The organism is Tabrizicola sp., assembly GCF_041911175.1.
Classification (GTDB): Bacteria; Pseudomonadota; Alphaproteobacteria; order Rhodobacterales; family Rhodobacteraceae; genus Tabrizicola.
In genome coordinates, this window is sequence record NZ_JAYRPN010000043.1 from 55,378 (window position 1) to 74,087 (window position 18,710).

Annotated in this window: 17 protein-coding genes; 8 read left to right on the forward strand and 9 right to left on the reverse strand. The window is 67.1% G+C overall.

What is annotated here, in order from left to right; translation table 11 throughout:
* Positions 1-68: 68 nt before the first annotated feature.
* The 5 genes from ACE3P6_RS05555 to trpS form a co-directional block, all read right to left on the reverse strand.
* Entirely contained in the window at positions 69-1,025 is a 957-nt protein-coding gene (locus ACE3P6_RS05555; protein ID WP_374392473.1) for a 2-hydroxyacid dehydrogenase, read from the reverse strand.
* Positions 1,025-1,360 carry a tRNA-binding protein gene (locus tag ACE3P6_RS05560; protein ID WP_374392475.1) on the reverse strand — a complete coding sequence of 112 codons (336 nt, stop codon included), beginning with the start codon at positions 1,358-1,360 and terminating at the stop codon, positions 1,025-1,027. The genes ACE3P6_RS05555 and ACE3P6_RS05560 overlap by 1 nt, the downstream gene beginning before the upstream one ends.
* Positions 1,357-2,169: a pyrroline-5-carboxylate reductase gene (gene proC, locus ACE3P6_RS05565; protein WP_374392477.1), complete on the reverse strand. Its 813-nt coding sequence runs from the start codon at positions 2,167-2,169 to the stop codon at positions 1,357-1,359. The genes ACE3P6_RS05560 and proC overlap by 4 nt, the downstream gene beginning before the upstream one ends.
* A 27-nt stretch (positions 2,170-2,196) precedes the next feature.
* Entirely contained in the window at positions 2,197-2,700 is a 504-nt protein-coding gene (locus ACE3P6_RS05570) for a YbjN domain-containing protein (RefSeq protein WP_374392480.1), read from the reverse strand.
* Between the two features lie 383 nt (positions 2,701-3,083).
* Complete coding sequence (gene trpS, locus ACE3P6_RS05575) at positions 3,084-4,139, reverse strand: tryptophan--tRNA ligase (protein WP_374392483.1); 1,056 nt, start codon at positions 4,137-4,139, stop codon at positions 3,084-3,086.
* A 79-nt stretch (positions 4,140-4,218) separates the two neighbouring features.
* Between trpS and ACE3P6_RS05580 the strand changes: the two genes are divergently transcribed.
* Positions 4,219-4,908, forward strand: a complete 690-nt coding sequence (locus ACE3P6_RS05580) for a rhomboid family intramembrane serine protease (protein WP_374392485.1) — start codon at positions 4,219-4,221, stop codon at positions 4,906-4,908.
* On the opposite strand, the gene murJ is transcribed toward ACE3P6_RS05580, so the two are convergent.
* Genes murJ through ACE3P6_RS05595 form a run of 3 tightly spaced genes read right to left on the reverse strand, consistent with a single transcriptional unit; the run spans position 4,899 to position 10,398 of the window.
* Entirely contained in the window at positions 4,899-6,443 is a 1,545-nt protein-coding gene (gene murJ, locus ACE3P6_RS05585) for a murein biosynthesis integral membrane protein MurJ (protein ID WP_374392487.1), read from the reverse strand. The two genes, ACE3P6_RS05580 and murJ, sit on opposite strands and share 10 nt — an antisense overlap.
* The gene (locus ACE3P6_RS05590; protein WP_374392490.1) at positions 6,440-9,208 is read right to left on the reverse strand and encodes a [protein-PII] uridylyltransferase; all 2,769 of its coding nucleotides are present in this window, start codon (positions 9,206-9,208) and stop codon (positions 6,440-6,442) included. Before ACE3P6_RS05590 ends, murJ begins: the two co-directional genes overlap by 4 nt.
* Before the next feature lie 17 nt (positions 9,209-9,225).
* Positions 9,226-10,398 (reverse strand): penicillin-binding protein activator, encoded by a 1,173-nt coding sequence (locus ACE3P6_RS05595; protein ID WP_374392493.1) that lies wholly within the window; start codon positions 10,396-10,398, stop codon positions 9,226-9,228.
* 71 nt (positions 10,399-10,469) lie between these two features.
* On the opposite strand from ACE3P6_RS05595, the gene rsmI reads away from it, so the two are divergent.
* Genes rsmI through gshB form a run of 3 tightly spaced genes read left to right on the forward strand, consistent with a single transcriptional unit; the run spans position 10,470 to position 12,761 of the window.
* Positions 10,470-11,360: a 16S rRNA (cytidine(1402)-2'-O)-methyltransferase gene (rsmI, locus tag ACE3P6_RS05600; protein WP_374392495.1), complete on the forward strand. Its 891-nt coding sequence runs from the start codon at positions 10,470-10,472 to the stop codon at positions 11,358-11,360.
* A 48-nt stretch (positions 11,361-11,408) separates the two neighbouring features.
* Positions 11,409-11,762: a YraN family protein gene (locus tag ACE3P6_RS05605; RefSeq protein ID WP_374392687.1), complete on the forward strand. Its 354-nt coding sequence runs from the start codon at positions 11,409-11,411 to the stop codon at positions 11,760-11,762.
* Between the two features lie 54 nt (positions 11,763-11,816).
* Positions 11,817-12,761, forward strand: coding sequence for a glutathione synthase (gene gshB, locus ACE3P6_RS05610; protein ID WP_374392498.1), 945 nt, complete (start codon positions 11,817-11,819; stop codon positions 12,759-12,761).
* On the opposite strand, the gene ACE3P6_RS05615 is transcribed toward gshB, so the two are convergent.
* Positions 12,758-13,648 (reverse strand): hypothetical protein, encoded by an 891-nt coding sequence (locus tag ACE3P6_RS05615; RefSeq protein WP_374392501.1) that lies wholly within the window; start codon positions 13,646-13,648, stop codon positions 12,758-12,760. The two genes, gshB and ACE3P6_RS05615, sit on opposite strands and share 4 nt — an antisense overlap.
* A gap of 273 nt (positions 13,649-13,921) precedes the next feature.
* Between ACE3P6_RS05615 and ACE3P6_RS05620 the strand changes: the two genes are divergently transcribed.
* The 4 genes from ACE3P6_RS05620 to ACE3P6_RS05635 all read left to right on the forward strand — a co-directional run bounded on the left by ACE3P6_RS05620 (position 13,922) and on the right by ACE3P6_RS05635 (position 18,687).
* A complete protein-coding gene (locus ACE3P6_RS05620) occupies positions 13,922-14,620 on the forward strand; it encodes a response regulator transcription factor (RefSeq protein ID WP_374392504.1) in 699 nt (232 codons plus the stop codon).
* Between the two features lie 65 nt (positions 14,621-14,685).
* Positions 14,686-15,858 carry an FIST N-terminal domain-containing protein gene (locus ACE3P6_RS05625; protein WP_374392506.1) on the forward strand — a complete coding sequence of 391 codons (1,173 nt, stop codon included), beginning with the start codon at positions 14,686-14,688 and terminating at the stop codon, positions 15,856-15,858.
* Positions 15,855-18,056, forward strand: coding sequence for a PAS-domain containing protein (locus ACE3P6_RS05630; protein ID WP_374392509.1), 2,202 nt, complete (start codon positions 15,855-15,857; stop codon positions 18,054-18,056). Before ACE3P6_RS05625 ends, ACE3P6_RS05630 begins: the two co-directional genes overlap by 4 nt.
* Before the next feature lie 109 nt (positions 18,057-18,165).
* Positions 18,166-18,687: a CoxG family protein gene (locus tag ACE3P6_RS05635; RefSeq protein ID WP_374392512.1), complete on the forward strand. Its 522-nt coding sequence runs from the start codon at positions 18,166-18,168 to the stop codon at positions 18,685-18,687.
* The last annotated feature ends 23 nt before the right edge of the window (positions 18,688-18,710 follow it).

The window sequence follows — 18,710 nt, forward strand, 5'->3', positions numbered from 1 at the left end:
CGCGCGTATGTATGGTTTCCATACCGACTCCAGACGGATCGCAGACGCCGCTTCCGGTTCCGATCCGGCTATGGATTAACCAGGTTTGGCGGGGTTCGGCCCTCGGCCCAGGCGATCAGGTTTTCCACCGCCATCATCCCCATGTTCTCGCGCACCTCCAGGCTGGCGGTGCCGAGATGGGGCAGCAAAGTGACATTCTCCATCGCCATCAGCGCCACCGGAACCTTCGGCTCGAACTCGTAGACATCGAGGCCCGCCCCCGCGATCCGGCGCTGTTGCAGCGCGTCGATCAGGGCGCGTTCGTCCACCACATCGCCCCGCGAGATGTTCACGAAGATGCCGGTTTTCTGCATCATTCCCAAGGCCTTGGCGTCGATCAGGTGATGCGTCGCCGGGCTGCCCGGCACCGCCACCACCACGAAATCCGCCGCCATCGCCTCGGCCATCTCCACCTGCCGCGCGGGCAGGCCGGGGTCTTCCACGCGGGAGCGGTTGTGGAACACCACCTCCATGTCGAAGCCGTAGTGGCAGCGCCTGGCAATCGCCTTGCCGATCCGCCCGAAGCCGATGATCCCAAGGCGTTTTCCGGTGACATGGGTGCCCAGCATCTGCACCGGCCCCCAGCCCTCCCAGCCCCCGGCCCGCAGGACACGCTCCCCCTCCCCCAACCGCCGGGCGGTCATCAGGATCAGGCTGACGGCAATATCCGCCGTGGCATCCGTCACCGCCCCGGGCGTGTTCGTCACGGCAAGCCCGGCAGCCCTGGCGGCCCCGGCGTCGATGTGGTTGTAGCCCACGCCGAAGTTGGCGAGGATCTTGGCGCGAGGCACGGAAACATCCGCGAAAACATCGGGTTGGAAGCGGTCGCCCAGGGTCGGCAGCACCGCATCGTAGTCGCGCAGCGCAGCGCGCAACTCGTCGGGTGACAGCACCTCGGTCCGGTCGCGCAGGGTCACGTCAAAGCGGGCGCGGGCGGCTTCCAACACGCGGTCGGGCAGGCGGCGGGTGATCAGAAGCCTTTGCATCAGAACAGTTTTCCTCCCAGCGGAACCTCATGCCCCGGCCCGATCAGCACGACCGCGCCGTCTTCATCGGGAACCCCCAGCACCAGCACCTCGGACTTCACCGGCCCGATCTGGCGCGGCGGGAAGTTGACCACGCCCAGCACCTGCCGCCCGATCAGCTGGTCCAGCGTATAGTGCTTCGTCACCTGCGCCGAGGAGCGTTTCTCGCCGATCTCCGCTCCGAAATCGACCCAGAGCTTGTAGGCGGGCTTCCGCGCCTCGGGGAAGGGTTCGGCGCGGGTGATGCGGCCGACGCGGATGTCGACCTTCTCGAAATCGGCATAGGTGATGGTCATTTCCCCAGCTCCCGCCCCCGGTCGGCAGCAGCCTTCACCGCGCGTTTCAGCAGGGCCGGAAAGCCGGTTTCCGCATCCATCAGCACCCCCAAGGCAGCAGCCGTTGTCCCTCCGGGCGAGGTCACGTTGATCCGCAGTTGTGCAGCACTTTCAGGGCTTTGGAACGCCAGCTCCCCCGCCCCGCAGACTGTGGCGCGCGCGAGTTGCATCGCCACATCGGCAGGCAACCCCTCGGCCTCGCCTGCCGCCGCCATCGTCTCGATCAGGTGGAAGACGTAGGCCGGGCCCGAGCCGGAGACGGCGGTCACCGCGTCAATCTGATCTTCATGGGTCAGCTCTACCACCTGCCCGACCGCCGCCATCAGGCTTTTCGCCAAGGCAAGGTCGGAAGGGGACACATGAGCATTGCCGACCAGCGCCGTGATCCCCCGGCCCACCATCGCGGGCGTGTTCGGCATGGTGCGGACGATGGGGGTGCGGGTGCCCAGCACGTCCTCGAAGGTGGAAATCTGCGTCCCGGCGGCGATGGAGACGAAAAGCGTCTTGCCATTGCCCAAGGCCTGCAGGGACGGCAAGGCCGCGCCCATCATCTGCGGCTTCACCGCCAGCAGCGCCACCGCAGGCGCAGGCGGAACCCCCTGGTTCAGATGGACTCCACTGCCCTTCAGCCAGTCGGTCGGATTGGGCTCGATCACCCAGACCGATGCCGCAGGCACCCCGGCGGCCAGCCAGCCGGTCAGCAAAGCCGTCCCCATCTTGCCGCAGCCAAGCAGCACCAGCCCGTCCCGGGCCACGCGTTCCAAAGTCATGGATACCCCCTTCAACCGGGGGCAAGGTTAGGCGCGCCCGTAAGCCTCGGCAATGGCGACTTTCATCGCCTGCGCCGGGGTCTGGTCGCCCCAGGAGACAAGCTGGAACGCCGGGTAGAACCGCTCCGAGGCCATCACCGCCGCCGCGATCAGCCGGTCGATCTGCTCCGGCCCTGCCACCTGCCCGCCCGACAGCACCAGCCCATAGCGCCAGACCATCAGCTTCTGCTCCGACCACCAGGTGAAGGCGCCGGACCAGACCATGTCGTTGCAGCGGTTCAGCACGTCATACAGCGCGCCGATCTTTTCCTCGGGTGGCTCCATCTCGAAGGTGCAGATCAGGCGCAGCGTCTCGTCCTGCTCGGACCAGGCCAAGGTCAGCGAATAGGTGCGCCACTGGCCCTCGACCGCCATGGCGATCTGGTCGTCGGTCACGCGGTCGAATTCCCAGGCATGGTGTTCGGCCAGGGTCTCGACGATATCGATGGGATGGAGGTCCTCCATCGCAGCGTAGTCTTCGGAAAGCGACATGCCCGGCCTCATTTTGATGCCATTGGGGCGGTTCGACCCCAGCGGCTGGGTGTCTGGCAAGGATCAGCGTTTGCCCGACGCAGCCCTTACTAGATATAGTGCGGGCCGCACGGAAGTCTGTAAAGCGATTTCTTACGAAAATAGCTGTGGACAAGCGGATTGCGCATCCGGGAGAGTCTGTAGAGTCAAAGACTTGGCATCGGGCGAGAGCGACTTGGGCAACGCCACACGCCCAGGCAGAAAAAAGCCCCCGTGCGGGGAAGCACAGGGGCATGTCGGGATGGTCGGGCCTTTCAGGGGCAGCGGGCCGGACCGGCGATGGGGACAGATCGCATCTCCGAACGCCCCGACCCTAGGGCCGGGGTGCAACGGGAGTGTGACAGTCAGCCCCGGCGCGAGCGGATCATGCCGGTGATGTCGTAGACCTGCTCCAGGATCGGGCGGGCCAGGGCATCGGCGCGATCGGCCCCGTCGCCAAGGATGCGGTCGATCTCTCCGGGGTCGGCCATCAGGCGGTTCATCTCGGTGGTGATCGGTGCAAGCTTGGCCACCGCAAGGTCCGCGAGCGCGGGCTTGAAGGTGCCGAACTGCGCCCCGGCGAAATCGCGGATCACCTGGTCGACCGTATGGCCCGCAAGGGCGGCGTAGATGTTGACGAGGTTGCGCGCCTCGGGCCGGTCCTTGAGGCCCTCCGCCGTTTCGGGCAGCGGCGCCGGGTCGGTCTTCGCCTTGCGGATCTTGGCGGCGATGGTGTCGGCATCGTCGGTCAGGTTGATCCGGCTTTGATCTGAAGGGTCGGACTTCGACATCTTCTTGGTGCCGTCGCGCAGGGACATCACCCGCGTCGCCGCGCCCTCGATCAAGGGTTCCACGACCGGGAAGAAATCCACCTTGTAGTCGTTGTTGAACTTGATCGCGATGTCGCGGGTCAGCTCCAGGTGCTGCTTCTGATCCTCGCCCACCGGGACCATCGTGGCGTGGTAGGCCATGATGTCGGCCGCCATCAGGGCGGGATAGGCGAACAGGCCCAGGCTCGCCGCTTCGGCGTTCTTGCCGGCAGTCTTGTCCTTCCACTGGGTCATGCGGCTCATCCAGCCCATGCGCGCGACGCAGTTGAAGATCCAGGCCAGCTCGGCATGGGCCGAGACCTGGCTCTGGTTGAACAGGATGGAACGGACCGGGTCGATCCCCGCCGCGATGAAGGCGGCAGCGCCCTCGCGGGTCTGCTGGCGCAGCTTTTCCGGGTCCTGCCAGACGGTGATCGCATGCATGTCGACAAGACAGTAGATCGTCTCGATCCCCTCGTCCTGCTTTTCCACGAAGCGCTTCAAGGCACCGAGGTAGTTGCCAAGCGTCAGCCCGCCCGAGGGCTGGATGCCCGAGAAGATGCGGGGCTTGAAGGTTTTCGGCGTTTGGACCGCCGAAGCTGCGGAAGACATGGGGCGTGGCTCCGTCTGGATTAAGCTTGCAAACCCGCGTAATCGAAGGGGCAACAGGCGTCAATCACACAGGACTGGCATGGACCCCGATCACAACGCAGCCCCGTTGAACCCCTTGCCCTGGGTGGTCTGGGCGCTGGCCCTGCCGCTGATCGCGATGGAGGTGGTGCTGTCGCTGGGCGAGGCCGGGGTGGTCGGCGGCCCTGAGGCGATCGGCTGGCGCCTGCAGGCAGTGGAGCGGTTCGGCCTCTTCCCGGAGCTGCTCAAGTATCAATGGGTGAACGGCGGCAATCCGGTAGAGGAGCTGCCGCGGCTGCTGAGCTACGTCACCGTGCACGCCAGCTTCACCAACGCGCTCTTCGCCGTGGTCATGGTGCTGGCGCTTGGCAAGATGGTGGGTGAGGTCTTCCGCTGGTGGGGGGTGCTGGCGGTGTTCCTCGGCTCGGCCCTCGTGGGCGGTGCGGCCTACGGGCTTCTGGTCCCGGGCCTTCGGACGCAGCTGATCGGGGCCTATCCCGGGGTCTATGGCCTTATCGGAGCCTTCACCTTCCTGATCTGGACCAAGCTGGCGCTGGTGGGGGCGAACCGGCTGCGGGCCTTCAGCCTGATCGGGATGCTTCTGGCGGTGCAGCTGGTCTTTGGCCTGCTCTTCGGTGGCGGCTGGGACTGGGTGGCCGAAGTCGCAGGCTTCGCCACCGGGTTCCTTCTGTCTTTCGTGGTCAGCCCCGGCGGGTTCAGCCGCGTGGTGCAGATGATCCGTCAGCGCTGACGTCTCAGCGCCTTGAGGTCCGACAGCCGCACGGCCTTGAGCGCGAAGGCGGCAAGCGCGTAGCTGGCCATGCCAAGCGCGATGAGCAGGACGAGCGCAAGGATGCGGTAGGCCTTGGCGTCCAGCATCGGTTGCAGCAGCATCCAACCGCCCCAGAGTGCCGCCCCCATCAGGGCCGAAGCCGCACAGATGCGCCAGAAGCGCGACAGGAAGCGGGCGTCGAAGCGGGCCTCCTCGCCCAGCCGTCGTGCGCCCCACCAGAGCTGGCCGACCATGACCCAGGCCGACAGCGTCGTGGCCCAGGCGGCGGCGGAGAAGCCGATGACGGGCATCAGGCCAAAGGCAAGGGCGGCGTTCAGCGCCATCGACCAGACGGCATAGCGGAACGGGCTGCGGGTGTCCTCACGGGCGTAGAACAGCGGTTGCAGCGCCTTTTGCAGCACGAAGGCGGGCAGGCCGAGGCCGTAGATCGCCAGCGCAAGGGCGGTGGCGGCCGTATCCTCGGCGTCGAATAGCCCCCGCTGGTAAAGGACCTCGGTGATGGGCAGCGCGATCACCACCAGCGCCACGGCGGCGGGGAGGGTCAGGAGAAGGGCGAATTCGGTGCCGCGGTTGAAGGCCTCGCGGCCGCCGGCATGGTCCCCGGCCTGCAGGCGGCGGCTGAGTTCGGGAAGGAGGACGGTGCCGACGGCGATGGCGACCACCCCCAGCGGCAGCTGGTACAGCCGGTCAGCGTAGACCAGCCAGGAGATCGCGCCCTCGGTCCCCGAGGCGACCTGGCGCGAGACGAGAAGGTTGATCTGCACCACGCCCCCGACCAGCAGCGCCGGCCCCATGTTGACCATCAGGCGCTTGAAGTCCGGTGTCAGCTGCGGCCAGCGCAGGCGGGGAATGAACCCGATCCGTCGGGCGGCGTACATGGTCCACAGAAGCTGCGCGAGGCCGGTGACCGGCGTGGTCCAGGCCAGCGTCTGCCCCATGTCCCAGCCCATCCGGCTGGCAAGGAACATCGCGGCGATGAAGACAAGGTTCATCAGCACCGGCACCGCCCCGGCCTCGGCAAAGTGCCCATGCGCGTTCAGGATGCCGGAGAGAAGCGCGAAGAGCGAGATGAAGCCGACGTAGCAGAAGGTGATCCGCCCGAAGTCGACCGCCATGTCGAAGCGCCCGTCCCCGACGAAGCCTGCCGCCATCGCCCAGACCAGCAAAGGCATGGCTAGCGTGCCGATCAGGGAAAAGACAGTCAGGAAGGCGGCCATGCCGGAAAACGCGTTCTGCGCGAAATCCTCGGCATCCTCGCCCGCTTCCAGCTTCTTGGCATACAAGGGCACGAAGGCCTGGTTGAAGGCCCCTTCCGCAAAGAAGCGGCGGAACATGTTCGGCAGGCTGAACGCGACGTTGAACGCATCCGCCACCGGCCCCGCGCCCAGATAGGCGGCCATCATCAGCTCGCGCACCAGTCCCGCCCCGCGCGAGACGAGAGTCCAGCCGCCCAGCGCCACGATGCTGCGGATCATCCCGCGCGAACTGCTCATGCGCTGGCCCTTTCGGCCCCTTCCGCGATGGCCTGGCGCAGTTTCTTTTCCAGCGCCTCCTGCCGGTGCTTCTGGTGCAGCTTCAGACCGAACATGTCCTTGACGTAGAAGGTGTCGACCACCTGCGCGCCATAGGTCGCGATGACGGCGCTGGCGATGTAGATGTTGTTCACCGCCAGCGTCCGGGTCAGGTCATACAGCAGGCCGGGCCGGTCGCGGGTGTCGACCTCGATGATGGTGTAGATTTCCGAGCCCTCGTTGTCGAAGGTGATATGGGTCGGGAAGCGGAACTCGCGCTCGCGTTTCTTGATCTTGTCGCGGTCCTTCAGGGCGTCGCGCGCCACCACCTCGCCCCGCAGCGTCTTGTCGATCATCCCCCGCAGGCGCGGCAGGCGGCTGACTTCGTAGGGATGGCCCTCGATGTCCTGCACCCAGAAGACGGCGGTGGCGTATCCGTCCTTGGAGGTATAGGTCCGCGCATCCACCACGTTCGCGCCGACCAGCGCCAGGGCACCGGCAAGACGGCTGAAGATGCCGGGATGGTCGGCCAGGGCAAAGCAGGCGCGGGTGGCGTCGCGGTCGGCGTCGGGGTGCAGGTCGATGCGGATCTCGTCGTCGCCGAGGCCTTGCAGCAGTCGCGCGAAAACCTCATGCGTGTCGGTCGACAGGCCCTGCCAATAGGGCGCGTAATGCCGCGTCATCTCGTGTTCGACAGCCGCCGGGTCCCAGCCCGCCAGCCGTTCGGCCAGGGCGCGGGTGGCCTCCTCCTGCCGGTTCTCGCGGTTCAGGGTTTCCAGCCCACCTTCCAGCGCATCGGCGGTCAGCTTGTAAAGCTGGCGCAGCAGCATGGCCTTCCAGTTGTTCCAGGTCCCCGGCCCGACGCCGCGGATGTCGCAGACGGTCAGCACCGTCAGCAGGTCCAGCCGCTTGCGGGTCTTCACCGCCTTGGCGAAATCGCGCACCGTGCGGGGGTCGCCGATATCACGCTTCTGCGCCATGTCGGACATGAGAAGGTGGTAGCGCACCAGCCATTCCACCGTCTCGGATTCCTCGGCATCCAGCCCCAGCCGGGGGCAGACCCGCCGGGCGATCTGCGCGCCAAGGATGGAATGGTCCTCCGGCCGCCCCTTGCCGATGTCGTGGAGCAGGAGCGCGACATAAAGGACCCGCCGGTTCACGCCTTCCTTGAGGATGGACGACGACAGCGGCAGGTCTTCGACCAGCTCGCCGCGTTCGATCTGGGCGAGGCAGGAGATGGTCTGGATGATATGCTCGTCGACCGTGTAGTGATGGTAGACGTTGAACTGCATCATTGCGACGATGGCTTCGAATTCCGGGATGAAGGTGGACAGAACCCCCAGCTCGTTCATCCGGCGAAGCGAGCGTTCCGGATTCCCGTGCTTCAGCAGCAGGTCCAGGAAGATGCGCTGCCCTTCCGGGTCCTCACGCATGTCGTCGTCGATCAGGTCGAGATGCGAGGTGACGATCCGCATGACATTGGGGTGCAAAAGGTACTTGGTCCGCAGCCCTTCCTCGAAAACGCGGAGGAGGTTCAACTTGTCCTTCAGGAACTCCACCGGGTCCTTCACGTCGATCCGGCCCTGCACCAGCTTGTAGCCGGGCTTCACCCGCTTGGTCAGCTTGAAGATGCCGAAAAGGCTCGCCTCGCGCTTGGCATGGCGGGCTTCCAGCTCGGTCAGGAAGATGCGTGTCAGCTCGCCCACCCGGGTCGCAAGGCGGAAGTAGTCCTGCATGAAATGCTCGACCGCCCGGCGCCCGCCCGTGTCGCGATAGCCCATCCGGGCCGCCACCTCGACCTGCAGGTCGAAAGTCAGCGTGTCGGTCGGGCGCCCGGTGATGTAGTGCAGGTGGCAGCGCGCGGCCCAGAGGAAATCCTCGGCCTGCGCGAAACCCTCGAACTCGTCGCGGCTAAGAAGGCCTGCCCCCACCAACCCCTCCGAAGACGGCACCCGGTGCAGGTACTTCCCGATCCAGTAGAGCGTCTGCAGGTCGCGCAACCCGCCCTTGCCCTCCTTCACGTTCGGCTCCAGCACATAGCGCTGGCCACCCTGCCGCTTGTGCCGCGCGGCCCGTTCGGCCAGCTTCGCCTCGATGAATTCCGGGCCGGAATTCTTGAACAGCTCCCCCCAGAGCCGCGTGTCCAGCTCTTCGGCGAGGGGCGCGTGGCCGCAGATGAAGCGGTGCTCCAAGAGCGCAGTGCGGATGGTGATGTCCTCACGCCCGAGGCGGATGCAATCCTTCACCGTGCGGCTGGAATGGCCGACCTTCAGCTTCAGGTCCCAGAGCATGTAAAGCATCGTCTCGATGACGCTTTCCGCCCAGGGCGTGATCTTCCACGGCGTCAGGAACAACAGGTCGACGTCGGATTGCGGCGCCATTTCCGCGCGCCCGTAGCCGCCGACGCCCAGAACCGCGATGCGCTCGGCCTCGGTCGGGTTGGCCAGCGGATGCAGGCGCATGGCGGCAGCCAGCGTCACTTGCACCAGCACGTCGGTCAGCGCCGCCTGGGCGGTGATCAGCGCGCGGGACTGGCGGGGGGATTGCAGGAAAGCGGCCTGGAAGGCGGCGGTGGCCTCGGCCTTGGCGGCCTGCAGGTCCTGCACCACCAGTGCGCGGGCGGTCTTGGGGTCGGTCGCCCCTTGCAGGCGGGACAGGATGCGGGCAGTCAGCGCACCCGCGTCCGGCACGGGATAGCCGGACGGGGCCGCCGAGGGGAGAGCTTCAACCTCGACCGGCCCTGTCACGATGGCGGAACCTACGCTCAGAACCCGGCGCCGCCGAAGCTGCGGGGGGCGGCCTCGACCACGACGACCTGGTTGGCGCGGATCGTCGCCACGGCAAGGCCGCGCTCGTTGGTGCCGTTCGGCAGCAGGCGGAAGATGCCCGACACCCCGGCAAAGCCCGCCGACTGCGTCAGGTCGCCCTTAGACAGCGGCGCGCCACCCTTGGCCCGGTTGGCCAGCGCCCCGATCGCCGCGATCCCGTCATAGGCCAGGCCCGCGACCGGCACCGGCTGGCTGCCGTAGGCGCCGGCGTAGCGGTCGCGGAATTGCGCCTGCAGGCCCGGGTCGGGCATGGCGAACCAGCCACCCTGCACGCCGGGCAGCGCCAGTGTGGCGGGCGGGATGTCCCAGCGGGTCAGGCCGATGAACTGGGTGGTGGCCTTGTCGATCCCGTTGTCGACCAGAAGCTGGCTGAGCAAGGGCAGCGCCCCCGCGGTGTCCGCCGTCAGGAACAGCGCGGTCGCACCCGAGGACCGGGCAGTGCTGACGATGCCCGGCGCCGCCTGCATGATGCCGTTCTGCGAGAATTCGTAGGAGGTCACGCCGACGACCGACCCCCCGGCCGAGGCGACGCCCCGCTCGATGGCGGACTTGCCGACTTCGCCCGCGACATTGCGGTCATGCACGATCAGGACCTTGGACTTGCCGTTGCGCACCGCGTATCCGGCAAGCCGCCGGGCGGTGGACTCAAAGGTCTGGCCCAGGACGAAGACGTTGCCGCCCGCGATGGCGGCGTTGTTCGAGAAGGCGAGCACGTTCACCCCGGAGTTCGCCACGGCCACGCCTGCGGCATTGGCCTCTTCCGAATAGAACGGCCCCAGGATCACCTGTGCGCCCTCGTCCACCGCCTGTTTCGCCAGCGCGGCGGCCTGTGCCGGGCTGCCGCCGGTCTTGTAGACCCGCAGGTCGATGTTCACGCCGGAAAGGTCATTCATCGCCAAGCGGGCGGCATTCTCCAGGTTCGCGCCGAAGAGTTCATCCTGCGACTGGCCGGAACCCGAGGGAACCAGCAGCGCCACCTGCACCGACCCGCCCTTGCCCGGAGGCGCCGTGCCGGGACCCGTCGCCACGCAAGCAGACAGCACCAGAGCCCCAAGGCCAACACAGAACCGACCCAGCGACTTGCGGGCCCGACGAATAACGGACAACATAGGTTTCCTCACTGTGGCAGCGCGCTGCGTTTGCCCGGAAGGGTAATGGGTTCGGCAGGGGAAGTAAACTTGTGAGGCAGGGCGCGGACCCCGGTGATGGCGGCCACAAACCCGCTCTGCGCGCGATTTCGCCGGGATTGCATTTCGTCTCGACACCCATCGGCGCGGCCCGCGACATCACGCTTCGGGCGCTGGATGTGCTGGCCGGGGCGGATGTGCTGGTGGCCGAGGACACCCGTACGCTCCGGCACCTGATGGAGATCCACGGCATCCCGCTGAACGGCCGCCCGGTCATCGCCTACCACGACCATTCGGGAGAGGGACAGATGCAGCGGCTGGTCGGGCTGCTGGCCGAGGGCAAGAGCCTCGCCTACGCCTCCGAGGCGGGCACGCCGCTGATCTCCGACCCCGGCTTCGAACTCGCGCGGGCGGTGGCGGCAGCGGGCCTGCCGATGACCGCCGCCCCCGGCCCCTGCGCCGCGATCTGCGCCCTGACGCTGTCGGGCCTGCCCTCGGACCGCTTCCTCTTCGCGGGCTTCCCCCCTTCGGCCCAGGGCGCGCGGCGCAGCTTCCTGGAGGAACTGGCAGGGGTGCAGGCGACGCTGATCCTCTATGAAAGTCCGAAACGCCTGGGCGCACTGCTCTCCGACATGGCTTCGACACTGGGCGCCAACCGGCAGGTCGTCGTCTGCCGCGAGTTGACCAAACGCTTCGAGGAGGTGCTGCGCGGGACAGTGGCGACGCTCGTTGCCGACGTGGAGACCCGCGAGATCAAGGGCGAGATCGTGGTGCTGGTCGACCGGGCCGCGCCCGCCGAAGCGACAGAGGAAAGCATCGGCGCAGCCCTCGATGCCGCACTGCAGAGCATGTCCGTTAAGGATGCTGCAACCTTTGTCTCGCAAACTCTGGGGGTATCGCGCAAGATCGTGTACCGGATCGCGCTTGATCGCAGCCAGGGATAGGCCATGCCGTTCGATTTCTCCCCTTCGCCCGCCCGTCAGACCCGCAAGCTGCGCGGGCTCAAGAACCATATTGCCGGTCATGCCGCCGAAGCCTCGGTCGCGCGGCTCTATGAAGATCGGGGCATCGCGATCTGCGCGAAGAACTGGCGGGGGATCACCGGGGAAATCGACCTGATCGGCCGTCGCGGCGACGAGGTGATCTTCGTCGAAGTGAAGCAAAGCCGGACGCATGACATGGCGGCCAGCCATATCTCGCAGGCGCAGATCGGGCGGATCTTCGCCACCGTCGACGAATTCCTGGCAGGCGAACCCAAGGGGCTTCTGACCGACCTGCGCATCGATCTGGCGCTGGTCGATGGCCTGGGTCGCATCGAGGTGGTGGAAAACGCCTTCGCAGGCTGAATTGCATCTTCCGGCGGCATCGGCCATCACTTCCCCAACACGAAGGAGTGAGCCATGTCGCTGAAGGTAGCCCTGCAGATGGACCCGATCGGGTCGGTCAACATCAACGCGGATTCGACCTTCCGCATCGCGCTTGAGGCGCAGGAGCGCGGGCATAGCCTCTTCTTCTACACGCCCGACCGGCTGGCCTTCGTCGAGGGTCGGGTCCTGGCGCGTGGCTGGCCCATCGAGGTTCGGCGTGAGGTCGGCAACCACGTCACCTATGGGGCGGAGACCGAGGTCGACCTTGGCGATTTCGATGTCGTCTGGCTGCGGCAGGATCCGCCCTTCGACATGGGTTACATCACCACGACGCATCTGCTGGAGATGATCCACCCGAAGACCCTGGTGGTGAACGATCCGTTCTGGGTCAGGAACAGCCCCGAGAAGCTTCTGGTCCTGCGCTTCCCGACGCTCACGCCCCCCACGGCCATCGCCCGCGACCTGGCCACGATCCGCGCCTTCAAGGCCCGGCATGGCGACATCATCCTGAAGCCCTTGTACGGCAACGGCGGTGCAGGTGTCTTCCGGCTGGACCCGAACGACCGGAACCTCTCGTCGCTGCACGAATTGTTCATGGGCATCAACCGCGAGCCCTTGATCGTGCAGAAGTTCCTGCCCGACGTGGCCAAGGGCGACAAGCGGGTGATCCTGGTCGACGGCGAGCCGGTGGGCGCGATCAACCGCGTCCCACAGGCGGGCGAGACGCGGTCGAACATGCATGTCGGCGGGCGGCCGGAGAAGATCGGCCTGACCGAGCGCGACCTGGAAATCTGCCGCACCATCGGCCCGGTCCTGCGCGAGAAGGGGCAGGTCTTCGTCGGCATCGACGTGATCGGCGACTGGCTGACCGAGATCAACGTGACCTCCCCCACCGGCATCCAGGAGCTGGAGCGGTTCGACGGCACCAATGCCGCCGCGCGGATCTGGGAGGTGATCGAGGCGAAGCGGCGCGGTTAGGTCAGGCCGCTGTCGGGATAGGCCCGCACCACGTCCCAGACGAGCTGCTTCATCCAGTCGGCCTGGTCCCGGCTGGGCCAGTTTCCCTCGCCGCGCAGGTCGGGAATGCTGCGCGGGTCGCGCCCGTAGATCACGGCGAAATGGGCCAGTGCGATCAGGAAGCCGCCAAGATAATTGACGTGGATGCTGTCCTCGAAAAGATCGGTCATCGCGGTGAGACCGGGGGAGGTGCCCGCTGCGATCGCGTCGTAGGCCGCCGCCATGACCAGCGGCCCCGGAATCGCGCGCATCGGCGGGCTGCCTTCCACACGGTTCCGGTTCACATGGTCCACGATCTCCTGCCAGGATCCCATCTCCAGCTCCAGTCTTTCGCGGAAGGGGATGGTCTGTTCCTCGGAATCATAGGAATCCTGATTGCCGGGGCCGCTGGTGGTGGAAATCCACGAGGCGTAGAGCACCGTCTCTGCGCCGCGCCCGCCGTTGCCGCTGGTCCAGGCGAGGTTGAACCAGTCCAGCGAGAGCTCCTTCGTGCGATGCCATTGCATGGCCGACCGGACGGGGACGCGCTCGGTCAGGACGAGGACGTCGTAGTTCGCAAGGTCCTCCCGCGAGTCGGGGGAGCGGCCGCGTTCGTTCCAGCGGATTTCGATCGGGCTGCCGGGCACGGTGTCGGCGTCGATCCGCATGCCCTCGGCCGCGGCCCCGCCGGCAGCCTGCACCATCGCGGTGAGCGGGATGGGAATCGGGTCGGTCAGGCTGTGGCCGGACATGATCACCCGCAGATCGAAGGGACGCTCGGTTCCCGTCTTCGCGAGGCTGGTGCGGGCAAGGACCGGCAGGGCGGCCAGACCGGTGAGGACGGAGCGGCGGTCGGGGCGGAGGGTCATGACGGGCACCTTTCTGTAAAACCCGGGGGTGGGGCGGGCACCTGCCCAGCCTACAGTCCGGCGATGGGTCGGGAAAGCCCGAACCAAAAGGGCCGAAGGGTTGGAGGTGTCCACCGTGGACAGAAAATAATATCATGTGAAATCAGAGTGTTGATTTTTGAAATTCACGATTGGTTAACCTTGCCCGATGCCCTGACCATAGGACTTTTGGCCAGTTTCAGGCGGAAGCGGGCTGGGCTAGACTTGTCCCAGACGCGATCCCGAAGGCGCAAGATGACGATGGCTTCCCAGCCCGAGACGGAAAGGCCCTTCGCTTCGGCCCTGATCGTGGACGACCATCCCTTGTTCTGCGATGCCCTGTCGATGACGCTGAAATCGGTGGCCGGGATCGCCGAGATCGAGACCGCCGACCGGCTGGAGACGGCGATCCACCGGGTCGACCTGACCCCGGCGCCGGACGTCATCCTGCTGGACCTGAACCTGCCAGATGTGAACGGGATCGACGGATTGATCCGGCTGCGACAGGCAGCGGCGGGGGTGCCGGTCGTGGTGGTGTCCTCGCTGGCCGACAACCGGGTGATCGGGGCCTGCATGGCTGCCGGGGCGGCGGGATTTGTGCCGAAGCATTCGCGCCGCGAGGTGTTTCGCGCGGCCTTCGAGGCGCTGCGCGCGGGCAGGCGCTTCCTGCCGGAAGGCTATGTCTCGCCCCCCGAGGGCAAGTCGCAGACCACGGCGCGGGAGGAGGCCATCGGACGGCTGGCGCTGCTGACGCGGCAGCAGGCGAAGATCCTGCAACTGATCTGCGAGGGGTTGCTCAACAAACAGATCGCCTATGAGCTGTCGATTGCCGAGACGACGGTGAAGGCGCATGTCACGGCGATCATGCGCAAGCTTGGGGTGCAAAGCCGGACCCAGGCGGTGCTGATCGCGCGCGAGACGAATTTCGCCAGCCTGATGCCGGAAGGCGGTTGACGCGGCCTTGGCCCTTGCCCTGCCCGGAAGCGCCGCCGTAGCATCGGCGCCGGGAGAAGCCGCCGATGACCGCAGAAAGCCGCACCTTGCCGGGGGCCTTCCCCGACGCCCTGCCGCTGATGCCGCGTGCCCATGCCGAGGCGGGCGATCCGCAAGCCTTGGTGAAGCTGGCGCGCGATCTGGGGCCGGGGCCTTTTGCTGCGGTCATCCTGTTCGTCTCGCCTCAGGCCGACCGCGCGGCGCTGGAAGCAGGGCTCGGCGCGGCCTTCCCCGGCGTTACCGTGATCGGCTGCACCACGGCGGGGGAGATTTCGCCCGAGGGCTATTGCGAGGGCGAGATCGTCGCGGTCGCCCTGCCCCGGGACAGTTTCGCGGTCGATTGCCTGGGGATCGACCTGACCGATCTGGACGGGCAGGCGCTGATCGGGCGGCTGATCCGGGCGCGGGCCGGGCTGGCGCGGCGGCATGGCGGCTGGGAGGACGAGTTCGCCTTCGTGATGGTCGACGGATTGTCGATCCGCGAGGACGAGCTGACGGCGGCGCTGGGGCCGGGGCTGGGGCCGGTGCCGTTGTTTGGTGGTTCGGCCGGGGACGGCACGCGGTTCAAGGCGACCTTCATCTTGCAGGACGGGCGGTTTCGGCAGGGCTGGGCCGCATTGCTGCTGGTGCGCACCGCCTGCAAGGTGCGCGTGTTTAGCCTGAACCACCTGATCCCGACCGACCGGCGCATGGTGGTGACCGGCGCGGACCCGGCCCGGCGTGTGGTGCATCAGATCAACGCGGAACCCGCAGCACAGGAATATGCGCGGCTTCTGGGCAAGGACCCGGCGCAGCTGACGACCTTCACCTTCGCGGCGCATCCGGTCGTGGTGCGGCTGGGTGGCAGCCACCATGTCCGCGCCATTCAACGGATGGAACCGAACGGCGATCTGGTGTTCTTCTCGGCCATCGACGAGGGGCTGGTGCTGACGCTTGCCGAACCGCAGGACATGGCGGCGCATCTGGACCGGGCCTTGACGGAGCTTTCGGCGGGCGGCAGTCCTGCGGCGATCCTCGCCTGCGACTGCATCCTGCGGCGGATCGAGGCGCAGGAGAACCAGCTTTTCGGGGCGGTTTCGGCCCTGCTGAAGCGGCATGGGGTGGTGGGCTTTTCCACCTATGGCGAGCAGCTGAATTCGATGCATGTAAACCAGACCATGACCGGGGTGGCGATCTATCCGCCGAAAGCTGCGGAATGATCGAGTCGCTGATCAACCCGGCGGACAGTGCCGAGCGGCGGGCAGAGAAGCTTCTGACCATCGCCGAGGCGTTGATGCGGCGGGTGGAGCAGGCGACGGATGACAGCGGTGCCGCCTATGCCCAGTTCCAGCGCGCGGCGCTGCTGGAGGATCAGGTGCGCGAGCGCACGCATGATCTGGGCCGGGCGCTGGATCTTCTGAACGAATCGAACGGGCGGCTGGCTGAAGCGATGCGCGAGGCAGAGACCGCGCGGCAGAACCTGTCGAACGCGATCGAGACGGTGCAGGAGGGCTTTGCCCTGTTCGACCGCGAGGAGCGGCTGGTGATGTGCAACTCGCGCTTTGCCATGCATATGCCGGATGTTCACGGGCAGTTGCGACCCGGTCTCGCCTTTGCAGATTATGTGGCGATGGTCAGCCGCTCGCCGCATCTGGCGCTGCCGGGGACGGAGGGCGCGCGCGACTGGGCGGCGGGTCGGATGGGGCGGCACGCGGACCGCCATGTCAGCTTCAACGTGCGGCTGGCGGGCGAGCATTGGGTGCAGGTGAGCGAGCATCGCACGGCGGATGGCGGCACGGTGATCCTGCAGACCGACGTGACCGACATCATCCGGGCGGAGCGGCATGAACGCGGCAAGCTTCTGGACGATCAGGCGCGGGTGATCCGGGCGACGCTGGACCATATCGACCAGGGGGTCGGCATTTTCGATGCCGAGGCGCGGCTGGTGGGCTGGAACCAGCGTCTTGGCACGCTTTTGTCGCTGCCGATGGGGCGGCTGCGGATCGGGGCCTCGTTCGAGCCGCTGTTCAGCCGGTTCCGCAGCGAGATGCGGTTCGAGGCCGGAATGTCCGCCGGGCAGCTTCTGGACTGGGTGCGGGCCGATGGCCTCCGGTCGCCGCTGGAATTCGAGGTCCGGCGCGGGGATGTGCTGATCCTCGACGTCTTTGCCCAGGGCACGCCGGACGGGGGATTCGTGCTGAGCTTCACCGACGTGACGGCGGAACGCGCGGCGCTGGAGGCGCTGAGCCGGGCGAACGAGACGCTGGAGGCCCGCGTGATCGAGCGGACGCTGGAGCTGGAGGATGCGCTGGGTGATGCCGAGCGGGCGAATGCCAGCCGCTCGCGGTTCGTGGCGGCGGCGAGCCATGACCTGTTGCAGCCCCTGTCGGCGGCGAAGCTGTTCATCGGCCTGATCGGCGGCGAGGGGCTGGAGCCGGGGGCGCAGCTGGCGCTGGAGAAGGCGCAGAATGCGCTGGTCTCGGTCGAGGGGCTCTTGGATGCGCTCCTGAACATCTCGAAGCTGGAAAGCGGGAAGGCGGCGGTCAGCGTGGGCAGCGTGGCGCTGGACCGGCTGTTGCGGACGCTGGCCGATGAGTTCGCGCCTTTGGCGGCGGCGAAGGGGCTGGCGCTGACGGTGGTGCCCTGCGGGCTGGCGGTGGAAAGCGACCCGGCCTATCTGCGGCGGATTTTGCAGAACCTGATCGGCAATGCGATCCGCTATACGGCGCGGGGCCGGGTGCTGGTCGGCGCGCGGCGGCGCGGGTCGGGGCTGCGGCTGGAGGTCTGGGACACCGGGCCGGGCATCCCGGAAGAGGCGCAGGACGACATCTTCAAGGAGTTCCACCGCCTGAACGCCCGCGCCTCGGCCAGCGAGGGGATGGGGCTGGGGCTGGCCATCGTGGAGCGGGCCTGCGCGCTGCTGGGGCATCCGCTGGAATTGCGGTCGGTGGTGGGCCGGGGCAGCTGTTTCATGGTGCAGGTGCCACGAAGCGCGGTCGGGCCCGACCGGCCCCGGCCAAGCGATCCGCCGGAGCGGCAGGACGGCAAGGCGCTTGCCGCGGACCGGATCGTGTTCCTGGTCGAGAATGACGCGGACATGCGGCGGGCGCTGGGACTGATCCTGGAGAAATGGGGGATGACGGTGCTGGAGGCCTCTTCGGGCGAGGAGGCTCTGGCGCTGATCGAAGAGATCGGCATCCTGCCGGACATCTTCCTGGTCGACCACCAGCTTGGCGCCGGAATCAGCGGAATCGAGTTCGTCACTCGCCTGCGCGCCCGGCATGGCCCGGTTCCCGCCCGCCTGATCACAGCGAACCGGGGCTGGGACCTGCGGGCGGCGGCGACCGCGGCGGGGATCGGGCTTCTGTACAAGCCCATCGACCCGCAGGCGCTGGAAGCGGTCATGACCGGGCTTTAGCGCCTGCCTCGCGGCATGCCTTCCTGCGTGCTTCGGCGGCATACGACTTATGCAGCATAGCGCGGGGGTCGGGTCGCCCCTTAGGCTGGTGCCAAGAGGGGGACTTTCCATGAAGCTGACCGACACCCGCGACATCAAGGCCAACCCGCAAGTGGTCTGGGACGCGATCCTGAACCCCGAGGTGCTGAAGGAATGCATTCCCGGCTGCGAAAGCCTGACCGGATCCGTCGCCGGGGGCTATGAGGCGGTGGTCAAGCAGAAAGTCGGGCCGGTCAGCGCCACCTTCACCGGGCTGGTGCAGCTTTCCGACATCGTGCCGGGCAAGTCGCTGAAGATCAGCGGCGAGGGCAAGGGCGGCGTCGCGGGCTTTGCCAAGGGCGGCGCGGAGGTGAGCTTCGAGCCGATGGAGGGCGGCACGCGGCTGACCTATGCCGCCGAGGCCAATGTCGGCGGCAAGATCGCGCAGCTGGGCAGCCGGATCATCGACAGTTTCGCGAAGAAGCTGGCGGACGAGTTCTTCACCCGCTTCCAGGCCGCGGTGGAGGAGCCGGATGCGGAGGAGGCGCCCGAAGAAGCTGTTGCCGATTCGGGGGAAAAGACGAAGGGTTGGTTCAGACGACTGCTTGGCTGAACCGGCGCAAACCCAGGAATACC